A 17,593-nucleotide genomic window follows, 5' to 3' on the forward strand; every position below is an offset into this window, starting at 1 on the left:
ATCGTCTTCTTTCGCATTGCACGCCCGGCGGGCGCCGCGCAAGCGGCGCGCCCGCTGCTCTCATTCCAACGATTCCCCCGGATGCCGGCAGGCCAGTTGCCGCGCAAACGTTGTCCTGACTGCTGTCCCGACCATGCAAGACAAATACCTTCCTTCCGCCGTTGAACAAGCCGCCCAGCAGCACTGGCAAGCCATCGACGCCTATCGCGTGTCGGAGCATGCGGCCGGGGCCGACGGCAAGGAAAAGCCCAAGTTCTACGCCTGCTCGATGCTGCCGTATCCGTCGGGCAAGCTGCACATGGGCCACGTGCGGAACTACACCATCAACGACGTGATGGCGCGCTACCTGCGCATGAACGGCAACAACGTGCTGATGCCGATGGGCTGGGACGCCTTCGGCATGCCGGCCGAGAACGCCGCGCTGAACAACGGCGTGGCGCCGGCGGCCTGGACCTACGACAACATCGCTTACATGAAGAAGCAGATGCAGTCGATGGGCCTGGCGATCGACTGGTCGCGCGAGGTCGCCACCTGCAGCCCGGACTACTACCGCTGGAACCAGTGGCTGTTCCTGAAGATGCTGGAAAAGGGCATCGCCTACCGCAAGACCGGCACTGTCAACTGGGATCCGGTCGACCAGACCGTGCTGGCCAACGAGCAGGTCATCGACGGCCGCGGCTGGCGCTCCGGCGCGGTGGTGGAAAAGCGCGAGATCCCGATGTACTACCTGCGCATCACCGAGTATGCGGAGGAACTGCTGGGCGACCTGGACCAGCTGGGCTGGCCCGAGCGCGTCAAGGTGATGCAGCAGAACTGGATCGGCAAGAGCGTGGGCGTGCGCTTTGCGTTCCCGCACGACATCCCCGGCGAGGACGGCAAGCCGATCAATGACGGCAAGCTGTACGTGTTCACCACGCGCGCCGACACCATCATGGGCGTGACCTTCTGCGCGGTCGCCGCCGAGCACCCGCTGGCCACCCATGCCGCGCTGAACAACCCCGAACTGGCTGCCTTTATCGACGAATGCAAGCACGGCTCGGTCATGGAAGCCGACATGGCGACCATGGAGAAGAAGGGCATGCCGACCGGCCTGCAAGTGGTGCACCCGCTGACCGGCGAGAAGGTCGACGTGTGGGTCGGCAACTACGTGCTGATGAGCTACGGCGACGGCGCCGTGATGGGCGTGCCCGCGCACGACGAGCGCGACTTCGCCTTCGCGCTCAAGTACAAGCTGCCGATCAGGCAAGTCATTGACGTGAAGGGCCAGCCGTACTCGACCGAAGCCTGGCAGGAATGGTACGGCGACAAGGAGCAGGGCACCTGCATCCACAGCGGCAAGTACGATGGCCTCGGCTACCAGGCCGCGGTCGAAGCCATTGCCGCCGACCTGGGCGCCAAGGGCCTGGGTGAGAAGAAGGTGACCTGGCGCCTGCGCGACTGGGGCATCTCGCGCCAGCGCTACTGGGGCACGCCGATCCCGCTGATCCACTGCGACAGCTGCGGCGTGGTGCCGGTCCCTGAGAAAGACCTGCCGGTGGTGCTGCCCGAAGACCTGGTGCCGGACGGCACCGGCAACCCGCTGGCCAAGGATGCGCGCTTCCTGCAGTGCACCTGCCCGTCGTGCGGCAAGCCGGCGCGCCGCGAGACCGACACGATGGATACCTTCATCGACTCGTGCTGGTACTACATGCGCTATACCTGCCCGGATGCGGCCACCATGGTCGATGCGCGCAACGATTACTGGATGCCGATGGACCAGTACATCGGCGGCATCGAGCACGCGATCCTGCACCTGCTGTACGCACGCTTCTGGACCAAGGTCATGCGCGACCTGGGCCTGGTCAAGTTCGACGAGCCCTTCACCAACCTGCTGACGCAGGGCATGGTGCTCAACGAGACCTACTACCGTGAAGACGCGTCGGGCAAGAAGCACTGGTACAACCCGGCCGAGGTCGACCTGCGCACCGACGAGCGCGGCCGCCCGGTAGGCGCCACGCTGATCGCCGACGGCCAGCCGGTGGTGATCGGCGGCGTCGAGAAGATGTCGAAGTCCAAGAACAACGGCATCGATCCGCAGGCGCTGATCGACCAGTACGGCGCCGACACCGCGCGCCTGTTCGTGATGTTCGCCGCGCCGCCGGAGCAGCAGCTTGAGTGGAGCGGCTCGGGCGTCGAGGGCGCCTCGCGCTTCCTGCGCCGCGTGTGGAACTACGGCTATGCCAATGCCGCGGCCATCCGCGACGGCGCCGGCGGCAAGCCGACTGCCGATGACGCCGACCTGCGCCGCGAGATCCACGGCGTGCTCAAGCAGGCCAACTACGACTACCAGCGCATCCAGTACAACACCGTGGTGTCCGCCACGATGAAGATGCTGAACGCGCTGGACGACGCCAAGACGGCTTCGCCGGCCGCGCGCCGCGAGTGCTTCGGCATCCTGCTGCGCGTGCTGTACCCGGTGGTGCCGCACGTCACCCACGGCCTGTGGGACCAGCTGGGCTACGCCGCCGAAGCCGGCGACCTGCTCGACGCGCCGTGGCCGCAGGTCGATGAAGCCGCGCTGGTGCGCAGCGAGATCGAACTGGTGCTGCAGATCAACGGCAAGGTGCGCGGCAGCATCACCGTGCCCGCCGAAGCCGACCGCGCCGCGATCGAGGCAACCGCCGCCGCCAGCGAGACCGTGGCCAAGTTTGCCGAGGGCAAGGCGCCGAAGAAGATCGTGGTGGTACCCGGCCGCCTGGTCAACGTGGTGTTGTAAGCTGGCCCCGGAACCTGACAAGGAATCGCCAAGAATGAAGCGACTGAACATGGGGCGCCGCAAGGTGCTCGCGGCAATGCTGGCAGTGCCGGCAACGGGCCTGCTGGCCGGTTGCGGCTTCCACATGCGCGGCAACGCGGATTTCGCCTTCAAGCGGCTCTATATCGGGATTCCGGCCAATTCGCTGATGGGCGCGGACCTGCGCCGCGCCATCCGCGGCGGTTCCGACACCCAGGTGGTAGCCGACCAGAAAGAGGCCGACGCCCTGCTGGACGTGCTGCAGGACACCCGCACCAAGTCGATCCTGTCGATCACGACCGAGGGCGTGGTGCGTGAATACCGCCTGACGCAGCGTTTCACCTTCCGCCTGCGCGACCCCGCCGGCAATGAACTGATCGCGCCGTCGCAGCTGGTGCTGACCCGCGACCTGACCTACAACGAAGCCAACACGCTGGCCAAGGACTACGAAGAGCAGCAGCTGTACCGCGACATGCAGCGCGATATCGTGCAGCAGCTGATGCGCCGGCTGGCCGCCGTCAAGGCCATCTGATCACGGCATGCAGCTCAAGCTCGACGGGCTCGACGCGCACCTGAGGCAGGCCAAGGCCAAGGGCCTGGCACCGCTGTACGTGGTACATGGCGACGAACACCTGCTGGTGCTGGAAGCCGTCGACCGCCTGCGCGCCGCGGCGCGCGAAGCCGGCTTCTCCGAGCGCGACGTGCTGGTGGCCGAGCGCGGCTTCCACTGGGGCCAGCTAGTCGAGGCGCAGCAGTCGATGTCGCTCTTTGGCGACCGCAAGATCGTTGAACTCCGCATCCCGTCGGGCAAGCCCGGCAAGGACGGCGGCGAGGCGCTGCGCGCCGTGGCCGCCCAGCCGTCGCCCGACGTGGTGCTGCTGGTGACGCTGCCGCGGCTGGATTTTGCCGCGTCCAAGTCGGCCTGGTTCCAGGCGCTGGAAGGCGCCGGCGTGTCGATCAAGGTCGACTCCGTGGACCGCACCCGGCTGCCGGCCTGGGTCGGCGAGCGGCTGTCGCTGCAGCAGCAACGCGTCGAAGGCGGCGAGCCGGGCCGACGTGCGCTGCAGTTCATCGCCGACAAGGTCGAGGGCAACCTGCTGGCGGCGCACCAGGAAATCCAGAAGCTGGGGCTGCTGTACCCGCCCGGCGAGCTCACCTTCGACCAGGTGCACGATGCGGTGCTGAATGTGGCCCGCTATGACGTGTTCAAGCTGTCTGAATCGATGCTCTCTGGCGACGTGCCGCGGCTGGTGCGCATGCTCGAAGGGCTGCGCGGCGAGGGCGAGGCCACGGTGCTGGTGCTGTGGGCGCTGACCGAGGAAATTCGCGTATTATCCAAGGTCCGGCAAGGGCTGGCGGCTGGCAAGCCGGCGGGTGTGCTGATGCGCGAACTGCGCGTCTGGGGCCCGCGCGAGCGGCTGGTGCCGCAGGCCGCGCAGCGCCTGGCGCAGCCAAGGCTGGAAGCGGCGCTGGCACTGGCGGCGCGGCTGGACCGCCAGGTCAAGGGCCTGTCGGACCTGCCGCCACCGGGCGGCAGCCCGCTGCCGGCGGAACCATGGGACGGGCTGCAGCAGCTTGCCCTGATGATCGCGCGCTGAACGCGCAACTCCACAGGTTTGCTTCCCCCGCCGCGTGCGGCGGGGGGACGGAAAACACACTGACGGCCACCACCCCAGGGCCACTGACATGAACGAGCTCGACCTCAATCAATACATGGACCGCGTCGGCCGCCAGGCCCGCGCCGCGTCGCGCGCCATGGCGCGTGCCTCCACGGCCGACAAGAACCGCGCGCTGCTGACCATCGCCGCGGCCATCCGCCGCGATGCCGACAAGCTCAAGGCGGTCAACGCGCGTGACGTTGAACGCGCCCGCGCCAACGGCCAGGACGCCGCCTTCATCGACCGCCTGACGCTGTCGGACAAGGCCATCGCCACCATGGCCGCGGGCCTGGGGCAGATCGCCGCGCTGGCCGACCCGATCGGCGAGATCTCGAACATGAAGTTCCGCCCGACCGGCATCCAGGTCGGCCAGATGCGCGTGCCGCTGGGCGTGATCGGCATCATCTACGAGTCGCGCCCGAACGTGACCATCGACGCCGCGGCGCTGTGCCTGAAGTCGGGCAACGCCACCATCCTGCGCGGCGGCTCCGAAGCAATCGAATCCAACACCGCGCTGGCGGCGCTGGTGGCCGAGGGCCTGTCCGCGGCCGGCCTGCCGTCCGAGGCGGTGCAGGTGATCGAGACCACTGACCGCGCTGCCGTGGGCCGGCTGATCACCATGACCGAATACGTCGACGTGATCGTGCCGCGCGGCGGCAAGAGCCTGATCGCGCGGCTGATGGAAGAAGCGCGCGTGCCGATGATCAAGCACCTGGACGGCATCTGCCACGTCTATATCGACGCCGATGCCGACCTGGACAAGGCCGTGCGCGTCTGCGACAACGCCAAGACGCAGCGCTATGCGCCGTGCAACACCATGGAGACGCTGCTGGTGTCGCAGGACATCGCCGCCGCCGCGCTGCCGCCGCTGTGCCGCATCTACCAGGAGAAGGGCGTCGAGCTGCGCGTGTGTCCGGCCACCCGCGCCACGCTGGAAGCCGCCGGCTTTACCGGCCTGGTCGATGCCGCCGAGGAAGACTGGCGCCTGGAATACCTGGCGCCGATCCTCGCCATCAAGACCGTGGCCGGACTCGACGACGCCATCGCCCATATCAACGAATACGGTTCGCACCATACCGATTCGATCATCACCGAGAACTACTCGGCGGGCATGCGCTTTATCCGCGAGGTCGATTCGGCCAGCGTGATGATCAATGCCTCGACCCGCTTTGCCGATGGCTTCGAGTATGGCCTGGGCGCGGAGATCGGCATCTCCAACGACAAGCTGCATGCACGCGGCCCGGTCGGGCTGGAAGGGCTGACCTCGCTGAAGTACGTGGTATTCGGGCACGGCGAGATCCGCACCTGACGCTCGCGCGCCAACAACAATAACAATCGTTCTCGAACGTCTCTCTGCCGATGCTCTGGGTCAAAGCGCTGCATATCGTCTTCGTGGTCTCGTGGTTCGCCGGCCTGTTCTACCTGCCGCGCATCTTCGTCAACCTGGCGCTGGAAACCGACGCCGCCAGCGCGCAGCGCCTGTTGCTGATGGCGCGCAAGCTGTTCCGCTTCATGACCATGCTGGCGGTGCCGGCGGTGGTGTTCGGTCTGTGGCTGTACCTGGGCTACGGCATCGGCCGCGGCGCGGGGCAGGGCTGGATGCACGCCAAGCTGGCGCTGGTGCTGGTGCTGATCGGCTACCACCATGGCTGCGGCGTGTTGCTGCGCAAGTTCGAGGCGGGGCGCAATACGCGCTCGCACAAGTTTTATCGCTGGTTCAATGAGCTGCCGGTGCTGGTGCTGCTGGCGGTGGTGATCCTGGTGGTCGTCAAGCCGTTCTGAGCCTGGCGCCCGGTCTGTTGTTGCCAATCCTGTAGCGGAACCGAAATGAGCAAGCTGGTTGACTATTACCTGACGCCGCAGTCGCCGTACGTCTACCTGGGCCATGCGCGCTTTGCCGCCATCGCCGAGCGCCATGGCGCGCAGGTGAACCTGAAGCCGTGCGACCTGGGCAAGGTGTTTTCCGTCTCCGGCGGGCTGCCGCTGTCGCAGCGCCCGCCCCAGCGCCAGGCCTACCGCCTGGTGGAGCTGGCGCGCTGGAGCGACTTCCTGGGCCTGCCGCTGCATCTGCAGCCGACGTTCTTCCCGGTATCGGGCGACGCGGCCAGCAAGCTGATCATCGCGGCGCAGCTGGCGCACGGCACCGCCCGCGCGATGCAGCTGACCGGCGCCATCGGCGCGGCAGTGTGGGCGCAGCAGCGCAATATCGCCGATGCCGCCACGCTGGCGCAGATTGCCGACGAGGCCGGCCTGGACGGCGCCAGCCTGCTCAGGGCCAGCGAGGCGCAGTCGGTGCAGGCGGCCTATGCGCAGAACACCCAGGACGCGATTTCGGCCGGCGTGTTCGGCGCGCCGTGGTACGTCCATGACGGCCAGCCCTTCTGGGGCCAGGACCGGCTGGATTTCCTCGAGCGCGCCCTGGCGGCGGCTTGAGCTAAGCTTCGGATAGATCCCCGTCCGCTACGGCGGACGTTTTTGTTTGCAGGAAACCCAACACATGACCCAAGCCTTCTTTGCCCCTTGCCCGCGCGGCCTGGAGAGCGCGCTCGCCGAAGAACTGCGCGAGATCGCCGCGATGCCGGGCATGGCCGCGCTGGCGCCGTTCACGGTGCACCAGGAGGTGCCGGGCGGCGTCAATTTCTCGGGCGAGATGGCCGCCGCCTATGCGGTCAACCTGCATTCGCGCATTGCCAGCCGGGTGCTGATGCGCGTGGCCGCGCGCGGCTACCGGCATGAAGACGACATCTATACGCTGGCACGCGGCGTGCGCTGGGAGCAGTGGTTTTCGCCCGATGAATCGCTGCGCGTGGACATCACCTCGCACAAGTCGCCGCTGCGCAGCCTGAATTTCACCGCGCTGCGGGTCAAGGACGGGGTCTGCGATGCCCTGCGCGAGCGTGTGGGCGTGCGCCCGAGCGTCGATACCGCCAGCCCGGATGTGCGCATCTATGCCCACCTGACCGAGCGTGACTGCACGCTGTACCTCGACACCACCGGCGAGCCCCTGTTCAAGCGCGGCTGGCGCACCGAGAAGGGCGAGGCGCCGCTGAAGGAAAACCTGGCCGCCGGCATCCTGCGCCTGGCGGGCTGGGTGCCGGGCCAGACCTTCCGGCCCTTCTACGACCCGATGTGCGGCAGCGGCACCTTCCTGATCGAGGCCGCGCAGGTGGCGCTGGGTATCGCGCCGGGCGGCAGCCGCAGCTTTGCCTTCGAATGGCTCAAGGGCATGGACACCAAGGCCTGGCAGAAGCTGAAGTCGGACGCGCAGCGCGCCCGCATGCTGGCCTCGGCCGATGAGCTGCAGGTGGTGGGTTCGGACATCTCCACCGACATGCTGGCGATCACGCGCGCCAACTGGGAGCGTGCCGGCCTGCCGGGCGAGGCGCGCACCAAGCAGGTGGATGCGCGCTTCGTGCAGCCGCCTTTTGATGAGCCGGGTTTGCTGTTGATGAATCCCCCGTACGGCGAGCGCATCGCGGTGCGCGGCCAGCGCCGCCTGCCAGAGGAAGCGATGCCGCGCGACGAGGTGGAGGAGGCCGCCGCCAACCAGTTCGCCAGTGCCTTCGCCACCACGCTCAAGCAGCATTTCGCGGGCTGGCAGGCGTGGGTGTTTACCGGCGACATGGGCTTCCCGCGCCGGCTGCGGCTCAAGGAGTCGCGCCGCACGCCGCTCTACAACGGCAATATCGAATGCCGGCTGTTCCGCTTCGACATGGTGCGCGGCGCCAACCGGGCGCCGCAGGCTGACTGACGGCGCCGGGCCGCCGGGTCAGGGGCGCTTGCGCCCCGTCAGTGCGTCGGGATTGCGGCTGAAGTCCGCCAGGAAGCCCTGCAGGCTGACCACCGGCTCCTGCAGCAGGTGGCGCGGCAGGTCGAACAGCGCGTAAATGAATTCTTCATTGCCTTCGCAGCGCTCGGCCGGCAGGCAGTATTGTTCCCAGTCCACGCACGCCGGCGTGTACATGCCGTTGCCGGGCCAGAAGAACGGCACCAGCCGGCCTTCGCGCAGGCCTTCGATCAGTGCCGCCGGGGCATCGTAGGCCTCGGCCGATTCCACCTGGCTCATCAGCCCGGCGCGGGTCTCGATCACCATCAGCGTGGCGTGGCCCTGCGCGGTCAGCAGCAGGATGCCGGCCGGGTTGGGGTACAGGTAGTACTCGACAAAGCCATAGCGCGCGATCAGCTGGCGCACGCGCTCGGTGATGGCCGGATCGGACAGGAACGAAAAGGAATGCCGCGTCAGCAGCTCGCGCAGCGTGCGCGACAGCGTGGCAAAGTACGCCTGCTGCATGGCCTCGATTTCCTGGTCCAGCCGCTCGACCATATTGCTTTCATGCTTCTTCACGTAGCGGTCGATCAGCCCGTGGTTGAAGCCCTGCACGGCGATGCTCTCGTCGGCGGTGCCGGTCAGCAGGATGGTCTTGCAGGGCAGGTCCTGCAGCGCCTGGCAGAATTCCAGCCCGTCCATCTGCGGCATCGAATAGTCGACCACCACCACGCCCGGCTGCAGGAAGCGCTTGAAATCGTGGATCTGGCGGTAGATGCGGTCGATGTCGAGCTGCACGGTGCGCCGCTCGGTCAGGAAGGTGAGGTCGTCGTGCGTCACGCGCACCGGCAGGAAGCCCGGGAAGCGGGTGGCATAGGCCTCGCGGATCCATTGCAGCGCTTCACGCGGGTCGGTGAAGGTGATCACCGCGCGCGAGGCATCCATCTGGAACGCCAGGCTGTCGATGAACGACTTGCTGTCATCGACCAGGACGGTCAGGACCGGGTGATGGAAGACCGACAGGTTCCTGTCGTGCGGGTTGAAGGTCATGGAGCGGCGGGCAGGGGTTCGGCGCAGTGGTTCGGCACGGGCGTGGCGCAAGCGGCAAGCCAGTGTGCGCATTCGCAGGCCAGTATAGCGCGCCACGGCTGCCTTGCAAGGCACGCCTTGCAGCCAGGGCCGGCGGCGGGAGGCGCCCGCGGCAGGGCCGGGATGGCCCGGGCCTGCGCGCGGCGCGCGGACGGCCTTAGTCGACCGCCTTGAACATATCCTCGACCACCTTCTTGGCGTCGCCGAACACCATCATGGTCTTGTCCATGTAGAACAGCTCGTTGTCCAGCCCGGCGTAGCCGGCGGCCATGGAGCGCTTGTTGACGATGATGGTCTTGGCCTTGTAGGCCTCCAGGATCGGCATGCCGGCAATCGGCGACTGGGGGTCGTTCTTGGCCGCCGGGTTGACCACGTCGTTGGCGCCCAGCACCAGCACCACGTCGGCCTGGCCGAACTCGCTGTTGATGTCTTCCATCTCGAAGACCTGGTCGTACGGCACCTCGGCCTCGGCCAGCAGCACGTTCATATGGCCCGGCATGCGGCCTGCCACCGGGTGGATCGCGTACTTCACGGTCACGCCCTTTTCGGCCAGCTTCTCGGTCAGTTCCTTGAGCGCGTGTTGGGCGCGCGCCACGGCCAGGCCATAGCCCGGCACGATGATCACGGTCTCGGCGTTGCCCATCAGGAACGCGGCATCGTCGGCGGAACCCGACTTGACCGGGCGCTGCTGCTGGTCGCCGGTTGCCGCCGCCGCGGTCGCGCCGCCGAAACCGCCCAGCAGCACGTTGAAGAACGACCGGTTCATCGCCTTGCACATGATGTACGACAGGATCGCACCGGAGGAGCCCACCAGCGAGCCCGCGATGATCAGCATCGGGTTGTTCAGCGAGAAGCCGATGCCCGCCGCTGCCCAGCCCGAGTACGAGTTCAGCATCGACACCACCACCGGCATGTCGGCGCCGCCGATCGGGATGATGATCAGCACGCCCAGCACGAAGGCGATCGCCAGCATGATCAGGAACGGCAGCCAGTCCTGCGACAGGAAGAAGATGACGCCGAAGCCCACCATTGCCACCGCCAGCAGCAGGTTCAGCCAGTGCTGGCCGGCAAACACCACCGGCGCGCCCTGGAACAGGCGGAACTTGTAGCGCCCGGCCAGCTTGCCGAAGGCGATCACCGAGCCGGAGAACGTAATCGCGCCGACGAAGCAGCCGATGAAGAGCTCGATGCGGTTGCCCAGCGGGATCAGGTGCGAGCCTGCCGGGCTGATGCCGAACGCCGCCGGCTCGGCCACCGCCGCCACGGCGATGAAGACCGCGGCCAGGCCGATCAGCGAGTGCATCGCCGCGACCAGCTCGGGCATCTTGGTCATCTGCACCTTCTTCGCCACGTAGGCGCCGATGCCGCCGCCGACCACGAGCGCGGCGAAGATCAGCGCCAGGCCCGTGCCCACCGACGACTGGGCCGTGCCCGCCGCGAGGAATTCATTCTTCAGCTTGATGATCAGGACCAGCGTGGTCACCACGGCAATGGCCATGCCGATCATGCCGAAGGCATTGCCCTTGCGCGCCGAGGCCGGGTGCGACAGGCCCTTGAGCGCCTGGATAAAGCAGACCGAGGCCACCAGGTAGAGCAGGGTGACAAGGTTCATGCTGACAAGACCGGTCATCACGCACCCTCCCTGGCCAGCGCCGGCTTGGACTCAGGCGCCTTGGCCTTCGGTTCCTTCTTCTTGAACATCTCCAGCATGCGCTGGGTGACCAGGAAGCCGCCGAACACATTGACCGCGGCCAACGCCACCGCCAGCGTGCCCATCACGCGCCCGACCCCGCCTTCGGTCAGGCCCGCGGCGAGCATGGCGCCGACGATGATGATCGCCGAGATCGCATTGGTCACCGCCATCAGGGGCGTATGCAGGGCTGGCGTTACCGTCCAGACCACGTGGTAACCCACGTAGATCGCCAGCACGAAGATGATCAGGTTGATCACCGTGTGGTTCACCATCTCCATCGACTTCTCCTCCGTTGCTTTGAATCCGGGATGCGGCGTTTTACTGAATTCTTATTGCTGCATTGCGGTCAGGGCACGTCAAGGTCCAGTGGCTCAGATCGACCCATTGCGTGCCCCCTCTCCCGCTTGCGGGAGACGGTTGGGGAGAGGGCAGGCTTGCCCACGAAGTCAGGCCGGCGGTATGCCAGCGCCTGCCCTCTCCCCCTGCCCCTCTCCCGCAGGCGGGAGAGGGGAGCAAACCCTCAGAACTTCTTGATTTCCTTGATGCCGTTCTTCTCGTTCACCAGGATGACCTTGGGCTTGTAGGCGGCGATTTCCTCGTCGCTCATCGGCGCGTAGGTGCAGATGATCAGCTGGTCGCCCAGGTGCGCGCGGCGGGCCGCGGCGCCGTTCAGCGAGATCTCGCCGCTGCCGCGCTCGCCCTTGATGATGTAGGTGGAGAAGCGCTCGCCGTTGTTCACGTTGTACAGCTCGATCTTCTCGAACTCCTTCATGTCGGCAGCGTCCAGCAGGTCCTGGTCGATGCCGCACGAACCCTCGTAGTTGAGGTCCGCCTGCGTCACGGTGACGCGGTGGAGCTTGGCGCGGAGCATGATGCGTTGCATGGGTGATACGTCCTTATATTTGATGCAAAAGCAGTGGGCGCATGGCGCCCGTGGAAATTACGCCGCCTCTCGCACGACCTTGCCGTCCCTGCACATCAGGCAGGCCGAGACGATGTCGTCTTCAAGGTTCAGCGTGAATTGGCCGTCCTTGTCGACGACCAGCTTGAGGAAGTCCAGCACGTTGCGGGCATAGAGCGCCGAGGCGTCGGCCGCGACCATGCTGGCCAGGTTGGTGTGGCCGATGATGATGACGCCGTTGTGGTTGACCACTTCGTCGGCCACCGTCAGCGGGCAGTTGCCGCCCTGTGCCGCGGCCAGGTCCACCACCACCGAGCCGGGTTTCATCTGCGCCACGGTGGTTTCCTGCAGCAGCACCGGTGCCTTGCGGCCCGGGATCAGTGCGGTGGTGATGACGATGTCGGCCTGGACCGCGCGCTGGTGCACCAGCTCGGCCTGGCGCTTCATCCAGTCCGGCGGCATCGGGCGGGCATAGCCGCCCACGCCCTGGGCGATCTCGCGCTCTTCATCGGTGAGGAAGGGCACGTCGAGGAACTTGGCGCCGAGCGATTCGATCTGCTCCTTGACCGCGGGGCGCACATCGGAGGCCTCGATCACCGCGCCCAGCCGCTTGGCCGTGGCGATGGCCTGCAGGCCGGCGACGCCCGCGCCCAGGATCAGCACGCGCGCGGCCTTGACGGTGCCGGCGGCGGTCATCAGCATCGGCATGAAGCGCTGGTAGTGGTGCGCGGCCACCAGCACGGCCTTGTAGCCGGCGATGTTGGCCTGCGACGACAGCACGTCCATGCTCTGCGCGCGCGTGGTGCGCGGCGCGGCTTCCAGGGCAAAGGCGGTGATGTTCGCGGCGGACATGCGCGCGTTGTTGTCGGCGTCGAAGGGATTGAGCATGCCGATCAGCACGGCGCCCGGCTTCATCTGCGCCAGTTCGGCGGCGTCCGGTGCGCGCACCTTGAGCACCAGCTGGGCGCCCAGAGCTTCGGCGGCGGTGCCGATGGTGGCGCCGACCGCCTCATACGCGCCGTCGGGCTGGCTGGCGCTTACGCCGGCGCCGGCCTGCACGACCACCTTGTGGCCCTGGGCGACGTACTTCTTGACTGTCTCCGGGGTGGCGGCGACGCGAGTCTCGCCGGCCCGCGTCTCCTGCGGGATGCCGATGTACATCGTCAATTTCTCCTTTAGCTGGCGTCTTGTGTGGTTGGGCGGACCGACGTCTGGCCCGTGCGCGCCGCAAGCTTAAGCCGCAGCGCAACAATTTTTTCGCAGCTTACAGGAATCTGACGTTCAATGGTGACCGGCCGGTCGGCTTTTGCGGCGATCGCCAAAGAGGGAGTTGCAGCCGCCATTCCAGCACCAGCCTGGCTTACCGGCCGGGGGCCATGGCGGGCCGGCGGCGCTGCACGATGGGCCCGCAACCGGTAGAATGCGGGATTGCCTAAAAATTGAGCATCATGTCAAGTGACTGGAATGCCAGCGTGACCGTTGCCGCCGTGATCGAGCGCGGCGGACGCTTCCTGCTGGTCGAAGAGGAAACCGCCGACGGGCTGCGCCTGAACCAGCCCGCCGGGCATCTGGACCCGGGCGAGAGCCTGATCCGCGCAGTGATCCGCGAAACCCTGGAAGAGACCGCACACACCTTTGAGCCGCGCGCGCTGCTGGGCTGCTACATGGGCCGTTCGCTGTCGTCGCGCACCGGCACCGATGTGACCTATGTGCGCTTTGCCTTTACCGGCGACCTGGGCTCGCTCGATGCGGGCCGCCAGCTCGACACCGGCATCGTGCGCACGGTCTGGATGAGCGCGGAAGAACTGCGCGCCTGCACGGAGCGTCACCGTACGCCGCTGGTGATGGCCTGTGTCAACGACTACCTGGCCGGCAAGCGCTTTGCGCTGGACGCCTTGTACACGCACCCGTCGGCGCTGGCCGCGGCCGTCCCGCTTGGAGCGCAGCCGTGAGTGGTGCCGGAAAACGTGTCGTGGTGGGCATGTCGGGCGGGGTCGATTCGTCGGTCACCGCGTGGCTGCTCAAGCAGCAGGGCTACGAGGTCATCGGCCTGTTCATGAAGAACTGGGAGGACGATGACGACAGCGAGTACTGTTCAACGCGCCAGGACTGGCTGGACGTGGTCTCGGTGGCCGACCTGATCGGCGTCGACGTGGAGGCGGTCAACTTTGCCGCCGAGTACAAGGACCGGGTCTTTGCCGACTTCCTGCGCGAATACTCCGCCGGGCGCACGCCCAACCCCGACGTGCTGTGCAATGCCGAGATCAAGTTCAAGGCCTTCCTCGACCATGCCATGTCGCTGGGCGCGGAAACCATCGCCACCGGCCACTATGCGCGTGTGCGGCAGAACGCGGCCGGCCGGTTCGAGCTGCTCAAGGCGCTCGACCATACCAAGGACCAGAGCTACTTCCTGCACCGGCTGAACCAGGCGCAGCTGTCGCGCACGCTGTTCCCGCTGGGCGAGATCCCCAAGACGCGCGTGCGCGAGATCGCCGCCGAGATCGGCCTGCCGAACGCGAAGAAGAAGGACTCCACCGGCATCTGCTTTATCGGCGAGCGTCCGTTCCGCGATTTCCTGAACCGCTACCTGCCGACCAAGCCGGGCCCGATGAAGACGCCCGAGGGCAAGGTCGTGGGCGAGCATATCGGCCTCGCCTTCTACACGCTGGGCCAGCGCAAGGGCATCGGCCTGGGCGGCAGCCGCGAGGGCAACGGCGACGCCTGGTATGTGGCGCGCAAGGATATGGCGAACAATACGCTTTACGTGGTGCAGGGCCACGACCACCCGTGGCTGCTGACGCCGGTGCTGACCGCGTCGGACCTGTCCTGGGTGGCCGGCGAGCCGCCCGCCGCGGGCGCGGCGATGGCGGCCAAGACGCGCTACCGCCAGAGCGATGCGGCCTGCACGGTGCAGGCGGTGGACGGCGACGCGCTGACGCTCCGGTTTGCCGAGGCGCAATGGGCGGTCACGCCCGGGCAGTCGGCGGTGCTGTATGACGGTGACATCTGCCTAGGCGGCGGCATCATCCAGTAAGCGCTGCCGCTGCACGAAAAAACACCCGCTCGAGGCGGGTGTTTTCTTGTCGGCCGCTGTGGATCAGCCGCGCGGCGGTTCCGTATCGATAAACGACTGGCGCTTGGACAGCTTTTCCTCCAGCGCCGCCAGGTTGGGATGGCGCTCGCGCCAGGCGATCTCGGGGAAGCGGAAATCCAGGTAGGACAGCGCGCAGCCCACCGCCACGTCGGCCAGCGAATAGTGCGTGCCGGTGCAGAAGGGGCGGTCGGCCAGGCCGTGCGCCATGGCCACCAGCGCCGCATCGATCTTGCCGCGCTGGCGCTGCACCCAGCGTTCGCTGCGCTCATGCGGCTCGCGCTGGGTGGCCTCCAGGCGCACCAGCAGCGCTGCGTCGAGCAGGCCGTCGGCCAGCGCCTCCCAGCAGCGGACTTCCAGGCGCTCGCGCCCGCCCTGCGGGATCAACCGGCTGACCGGCGTCAAGGTGTCGACATATTCGACGATCACGCGCGAATCGAAGATTGCGCCGCCGTCTTCCATGACCAGGCAAGGCACTTTGCCGAGCGGGTTGAACTGGCCGATCCTGGTCTCGGGCGACCAGACATCCTCTTCGATGAGCTGGCACTCGATCTTTTTCTCCGCCATCACCACGCGCACCTTGCGCGCGTAGGGACTGGTCCGGGATGCATACAGCTTCATATTCTCCCCTTGAGCTTGTTATGAAGTGCATCGTCGCTCTGTGGCAGCGGCGGTGGGGCGCGCGGCTTGCCCGATGCACTTCATAACAGGCTACTGGAACGGCGTGCGCGAGTATACCCGTGGTGCATGGCGAATGCGGGCTTGCGCACCGATGCCCCGCGGCGGCGCTTTACCGCTGCCCGGAGCCGGGGCAGGGGTGGTAAAATCCTGCGTTGCGCAGCGCCGGCGGGCCTGCCGGCGCGGCGTTTTGGACGCATCCGGCCGCATAAGGTCGCTTTTCCGGTCCCTCCCGCCGCCAACGCTGACAGCGCCAGCCCCCGCGGCGCTTCTTGTTCGTCGCCTTCTTCCATTGCCTCCCTTTTCCCGGTTTCCAGCATGACCTCCTCTTCGCTTTCGCCGCTCACCGCCCTGTCCCCGATCGATGGCCGTTACGCCGCCAAGGCCGATGCGCTGCGCGAATGGCTGTCCGAGGCCGCGTTCATGCGCAACCGCGTCAAGGTCGAGGTGCACTGGCTGATCGCGCTGGCGCAGGCCGGCCTGCCCGACATGCCCAAGTTCTCGGCCGCCTCCGAGGCCGCGCTGCTGGCGCTGGTGGACAAGTTCAGCGAGGCCGACGCCGCCCGCATCAAGGAAATCGAAGCCGTCACCAACCATGACGTCAAGGCGGTCGAGTACTGGCTCAAGGAACAGGTCAAGGGCAACGCCGAGCTGGAAGCCGCCAGCGAGTTCATCCACTTCGCCTGCACCTCGGAAGACATCAACAACACCTCGCACGGCATGATGCTCAAGGGCGCCCGCGAAGGCGTGGTGGTGCCGGCGCTCAAGCGCGTGCACGCCCGCCTGGTCGAGCTGGCCAAGCTCAATGCCGCGCAGCCGATGCTGTCGCGCACCCACGGCCAGCCGGCCAGCCCGACCACGCTGGGCAAGGAAATGGCCAACGTGGCCGCGCGCCTGGCGCGCGCGATCCAGCGCATCGAGCAGGTCGAGCTGCTGGGCAAGATGAACGGCGCGGTGGGCAACTACAACGCGCACCTGTCGGCCTACCCGAGCTTCGACTGGGAAGCCTTCTCGAAGCAGGTGATCGAGACCCGCCTGGGCCTGGTCTTCAACCCGTACACCATCCAGATCGAGCCGCACGACTACATGGCCGAGCTGTTCGACGCGATCGCCCGCGCCAACACCATCCTGCTCGACCTGAACCGCGACGTCTGGGGCTATATCTCGCTGGGTTACTTCAAGCAGAAGACCAAGGCCGGCGAAATCGGCTCGTCGACCATGCCGCACAAGGTCAACCCGATCGACTTCGAGAACTCCGAAGGCAACCTGGGCCTGGCCAACGCCGTGCTGCGCCACTTGTCCGAGAAGCTGCCGCTGTCGCGCTGGCAGCGCGACCTGACCGATTCGACCGTGCTGCGCAATATCGGCGTGGCCTTCGGCTACAGCCTGCTGGCCTATGAGGCCTGCCTGCGTGGCCTGGGCAAGCTGGAAACCAACCCCGAGCGCCTGGACGAAGACCTGGACAACTGCTGGGAGGTGCTGGCCGAGCCGGTGCAGACCGTGATGCGCCGCTTCGGCGTGCCCAACCCGTACGAGCAGCTCAAGGAGCTGACCCGCGGCAAGGGCATCTCGCGCGAGGCGCTGCAGACCTTCATCAACGGCCTGGCGATCCCCGACGACGCCAAGAAGCTGCTGCTGGGCATGACGCCCGCCAGCTACATCGGCAAGGCCGTGGTGCTGGCCGAGCGCATCTGACGCCACATTTCGCCCCTGAACCGGGGCGACGTGCTGCAAAAGCCATCCGCGAGGATGGCTTTTTGCTTTTCTGGCGCAGCGCGGCGGGCAGGTCACTGCGGCTTTGTGCCGCTTGCGACAGAATGTCACTTCAAAGCATTTGAATAACTTAATGAAGGACTGTCCTTCATCGGCGCACAGCCCGCCGCAATAATGCGAGAATCGTAAGCGCACGGGCGGGCCAGCCCCCGCCGGTGCCTTCCCCAAAAT

General features: G+C 66.8%; 16 protein-coding genes. 10 read left to right on the forward strand and 6 right to left on the reverse strand.

The window, feature by feature from the left end; translation table 11 throughout:
• Window positions 1–133: 133 nt before the first annotated feature.
• The 7 genes from leuS (at window position 134) to I6H87_RS10165 (ending at window position 8,182) form a co-directional block, all read left to right on the forward strand.
• Window positions 134–2,755 carry a leucine--tRNA ligase gene (gene leuS, locus I6H87_RS10135; protein ID WP_010813215.1) on the forward strand — a complete coding sequence of 874 codons (2,622 nt, stop codon included), beginning with the start codon at window positions 134–136 and terminating at the stop codon, window positions 2,753–2,755.
• A gap of 34 nt (window positions 2,756–2,789) precedes the next feature.
• A complete protein-coding gene (locus I6H87_RS10140; protein WP_010813216.1) occupies window positions 2,790–3,305 on the forward strand; it encodes an LPS-assembly lipoprotein LptE in 516 nt (171 codons plus the stop codon).
• A gap of 7 nt (window positions 3,306–3,312) precedes the next feature.
• Window positions 3,313–4,371 carry a DNA polymerase III subunit delta gene (gene holA / locus I6H87_RS10145; protein WP_011616007.1) on the forward strand — a complete coding sequence of 353 codons (1,059 nt, stop codon included), beginning with the start codon at window positions 3,313–3,315 and terminating at the stop codon, window positions 4,369–4,371.
• 88 nt (window positions 4,372–4,459) lie between these two features.
• Entirely contained in the window at window positions 4,460–5,740 is a 1,281-nt protein-coding gene (locus tag I6H87_RS10150) for a glutamate-5-semialdehyde dehydrogenase (RefSeq protein ID WP_011616006.1), read from the forward strand.
• Between the two features lie 50 nt (window positions 5,741–5,790).
• The gene (locus I6H87_RS10155) at window positions 5,791–6,213 is read left to right on the forward strand and encodes a CopD family protein (protein WP_011616005.1); all 423 of its coding nucleotides are present in this window, start codon (window positions 5,791–5,793) and stop codon (window positions 6,211–6,213) included.
• A 45-nt stretch (window positions 6,214–6,258) separates the two neighbouring features.
• Entirely contained in the window at window positions 6,259–6,864 is a 606-nt protein-coding gene (locus tag I6H87_RS10160; protein ID WP_010813220.1) for a 2-hydroxychromene-2-carboxylate isomerase, read from the forward strand.
• A gap of 64 nt (window positions 6,865–6,928) precedes the next feature.
• The gene (locus I6H87_RS10165) at window positions 6,929–8,182 is read left to right on the forward strand and encodes a THUMP domain-containing class I SAM-dependent RNA methyltransferase (RefSeq protein WP_011616004.1); all 1,254 of its coding nucleotides are present in this window, start codon (window positions 6,929–6,931) and stop codon (window positions 8,180–8,182) included.
• Between the two features lie 18 nt (window positions 8,183–8,200).
• Here the strand turns inward: I6H87_RS10165 and I6H87_RS10170 are convergent, their stop codons facing one another.
• The 5 genes from I6H87_RS10170 to I6H87_RS10190 form a co-directional block, all read right to left on the reverse strand.
• A complete protein-coding gene (locus tag I6H87_RS10170) occupies window positions 8,201–9,247 on the reverse strand; it encodes a response regulator (protein ID WP_010813222.1) in 1,047 nt (348 codons plus the stop codon).
• A gap of 196 nt (window positions 9,248–9,443) precedes the next feature.
• The gene (locus I6H87_RS10175; protein ID WP_010813223.1) at window positions 9,444–10,916 is read right to left on the reverse strand and encodes an NAD(P)(+) transhydrogenase (Re/Si-specific) subunit beta; all 1,473 of its coding nucleotides are present in this window, start codon (window positions 10,914–10,916) and stop codon (window positions 9,444–9,446) included.
• Window positions 10,916–11,257 carry an NAD(P) transhydrogenase subunit alpha part 2 gene (locus tag I6H87_RS10180; RefSeq protein ID WP_010813224.1) on the reverse strand — a complete coding sequence of 114 codons (342 nt, stop codon included), beginning with the start codon at window positions 11,255–11,257 and terminating at the stop codon, window positions 10,916–10,918. The genes I6H87_RS10175 and I6H87_RS10180 overlap by 1 nt, the downstream gene beginning before the upstream one ends.
• Window positions 11,258–11,499: 242 nt before the next feature.
• The gene (gene panD, locus I6H87_RS10185; protein WP_010815077.1) at window positions 11,500–11,862 is read right to left on the reverse strand and encodes an aspartate 1-decarboxylase; all 363 of its coding nucleotides are present in this window, start codon (window positions 11,860–11,862) and stop codon (window positions 11,500–11,502) included.
• A 57-nt stretch (window positions 11,863–11,919) separates the two neighbouring features.
• Entirely contained in the window at window positions 11,920–13,041 is a 1,122-nt protein-coding gene (locus I6H87_RS10190; RefSeq protein WP_011616003.1) for a Re/Si-specific NAD(P)(+) transhydrogenase subunit alpha, read from the reverse strand.
• A 287-nt stretch (window positions 13,042–13,328) separates the two neighbouring features.
• Between I6H87_RS10190 and I6H87_RS10195 the strand changes: the two genes are divergently transcribed.
• Both I6H87_RS10195 and mnmA read left to right on the forward strand, forming a co-directional pair.
• On the forward strand, window positions 13,329–13,832 hold the full coding sequence (locus tag I6H87_RS10195) for an NUDIX hydrolase (protein WP_037023515.1): 504 nt from the start codon (window positions 13,329–13,331) through the stop codon (window positions 13,830–13,832).
• 29 nt (window positions 13,833–13,861) lie between these two features.
• Entirely contained in the window at window positions 13,862–14,914 is a 1,053-nt protein-coding gene (gene mnmA, locus I6H87_RS10200; protein ID WP_037023624.1) for a tRNA 2-thiouridine(34) synthase MnmA, read from the forward strand.
• 63 nt (window positions 14,915–14,977) lie between these two features.
• Here the strand turns inward: mnmA and I6H87_RS10205 are convergent, their stop codons facing one another.
• A complete protein-coding gene (locus I6H87_RS10205; protein ID WP_010815073.1) occupies window positions 14,978–15,592 on the reverse strand; it encodes a glutathione S-transferase C-terminal domain-containing protein in 615 nt (204 codons plus the stop codon).
• A gap of 375 nt (window positions 15,593–15,967) precedes the next feature.
• On the opposite strand from I6H87_RS10205, the gene purB reads away from it, so the two are divergent.
• Window positions 15,968–17,344, forward strand: coding sequence for an adenylosuccinate lyase (purB, locus tag I6H87_RS10210; RefSeq protein ID WP_011616002.1), 1,377 nt, complete (start codon window positions 15,968–15,970; stop codon window positions 17,342–17,344).
• The last annotated feature ends 249 nt before the right edge of the window (window positions 17,345–17,593 follow it).

It is taken from the genome of Cupriavidus necator (assembly GCF_016127575.1).
Classification (GTDB): Bacteria; Pseudomonadota; Gammaproteobacteria; order Burkholderiales; family Burkholderiaceae; genus Cupriavidus; species Cupriavidus necator_D.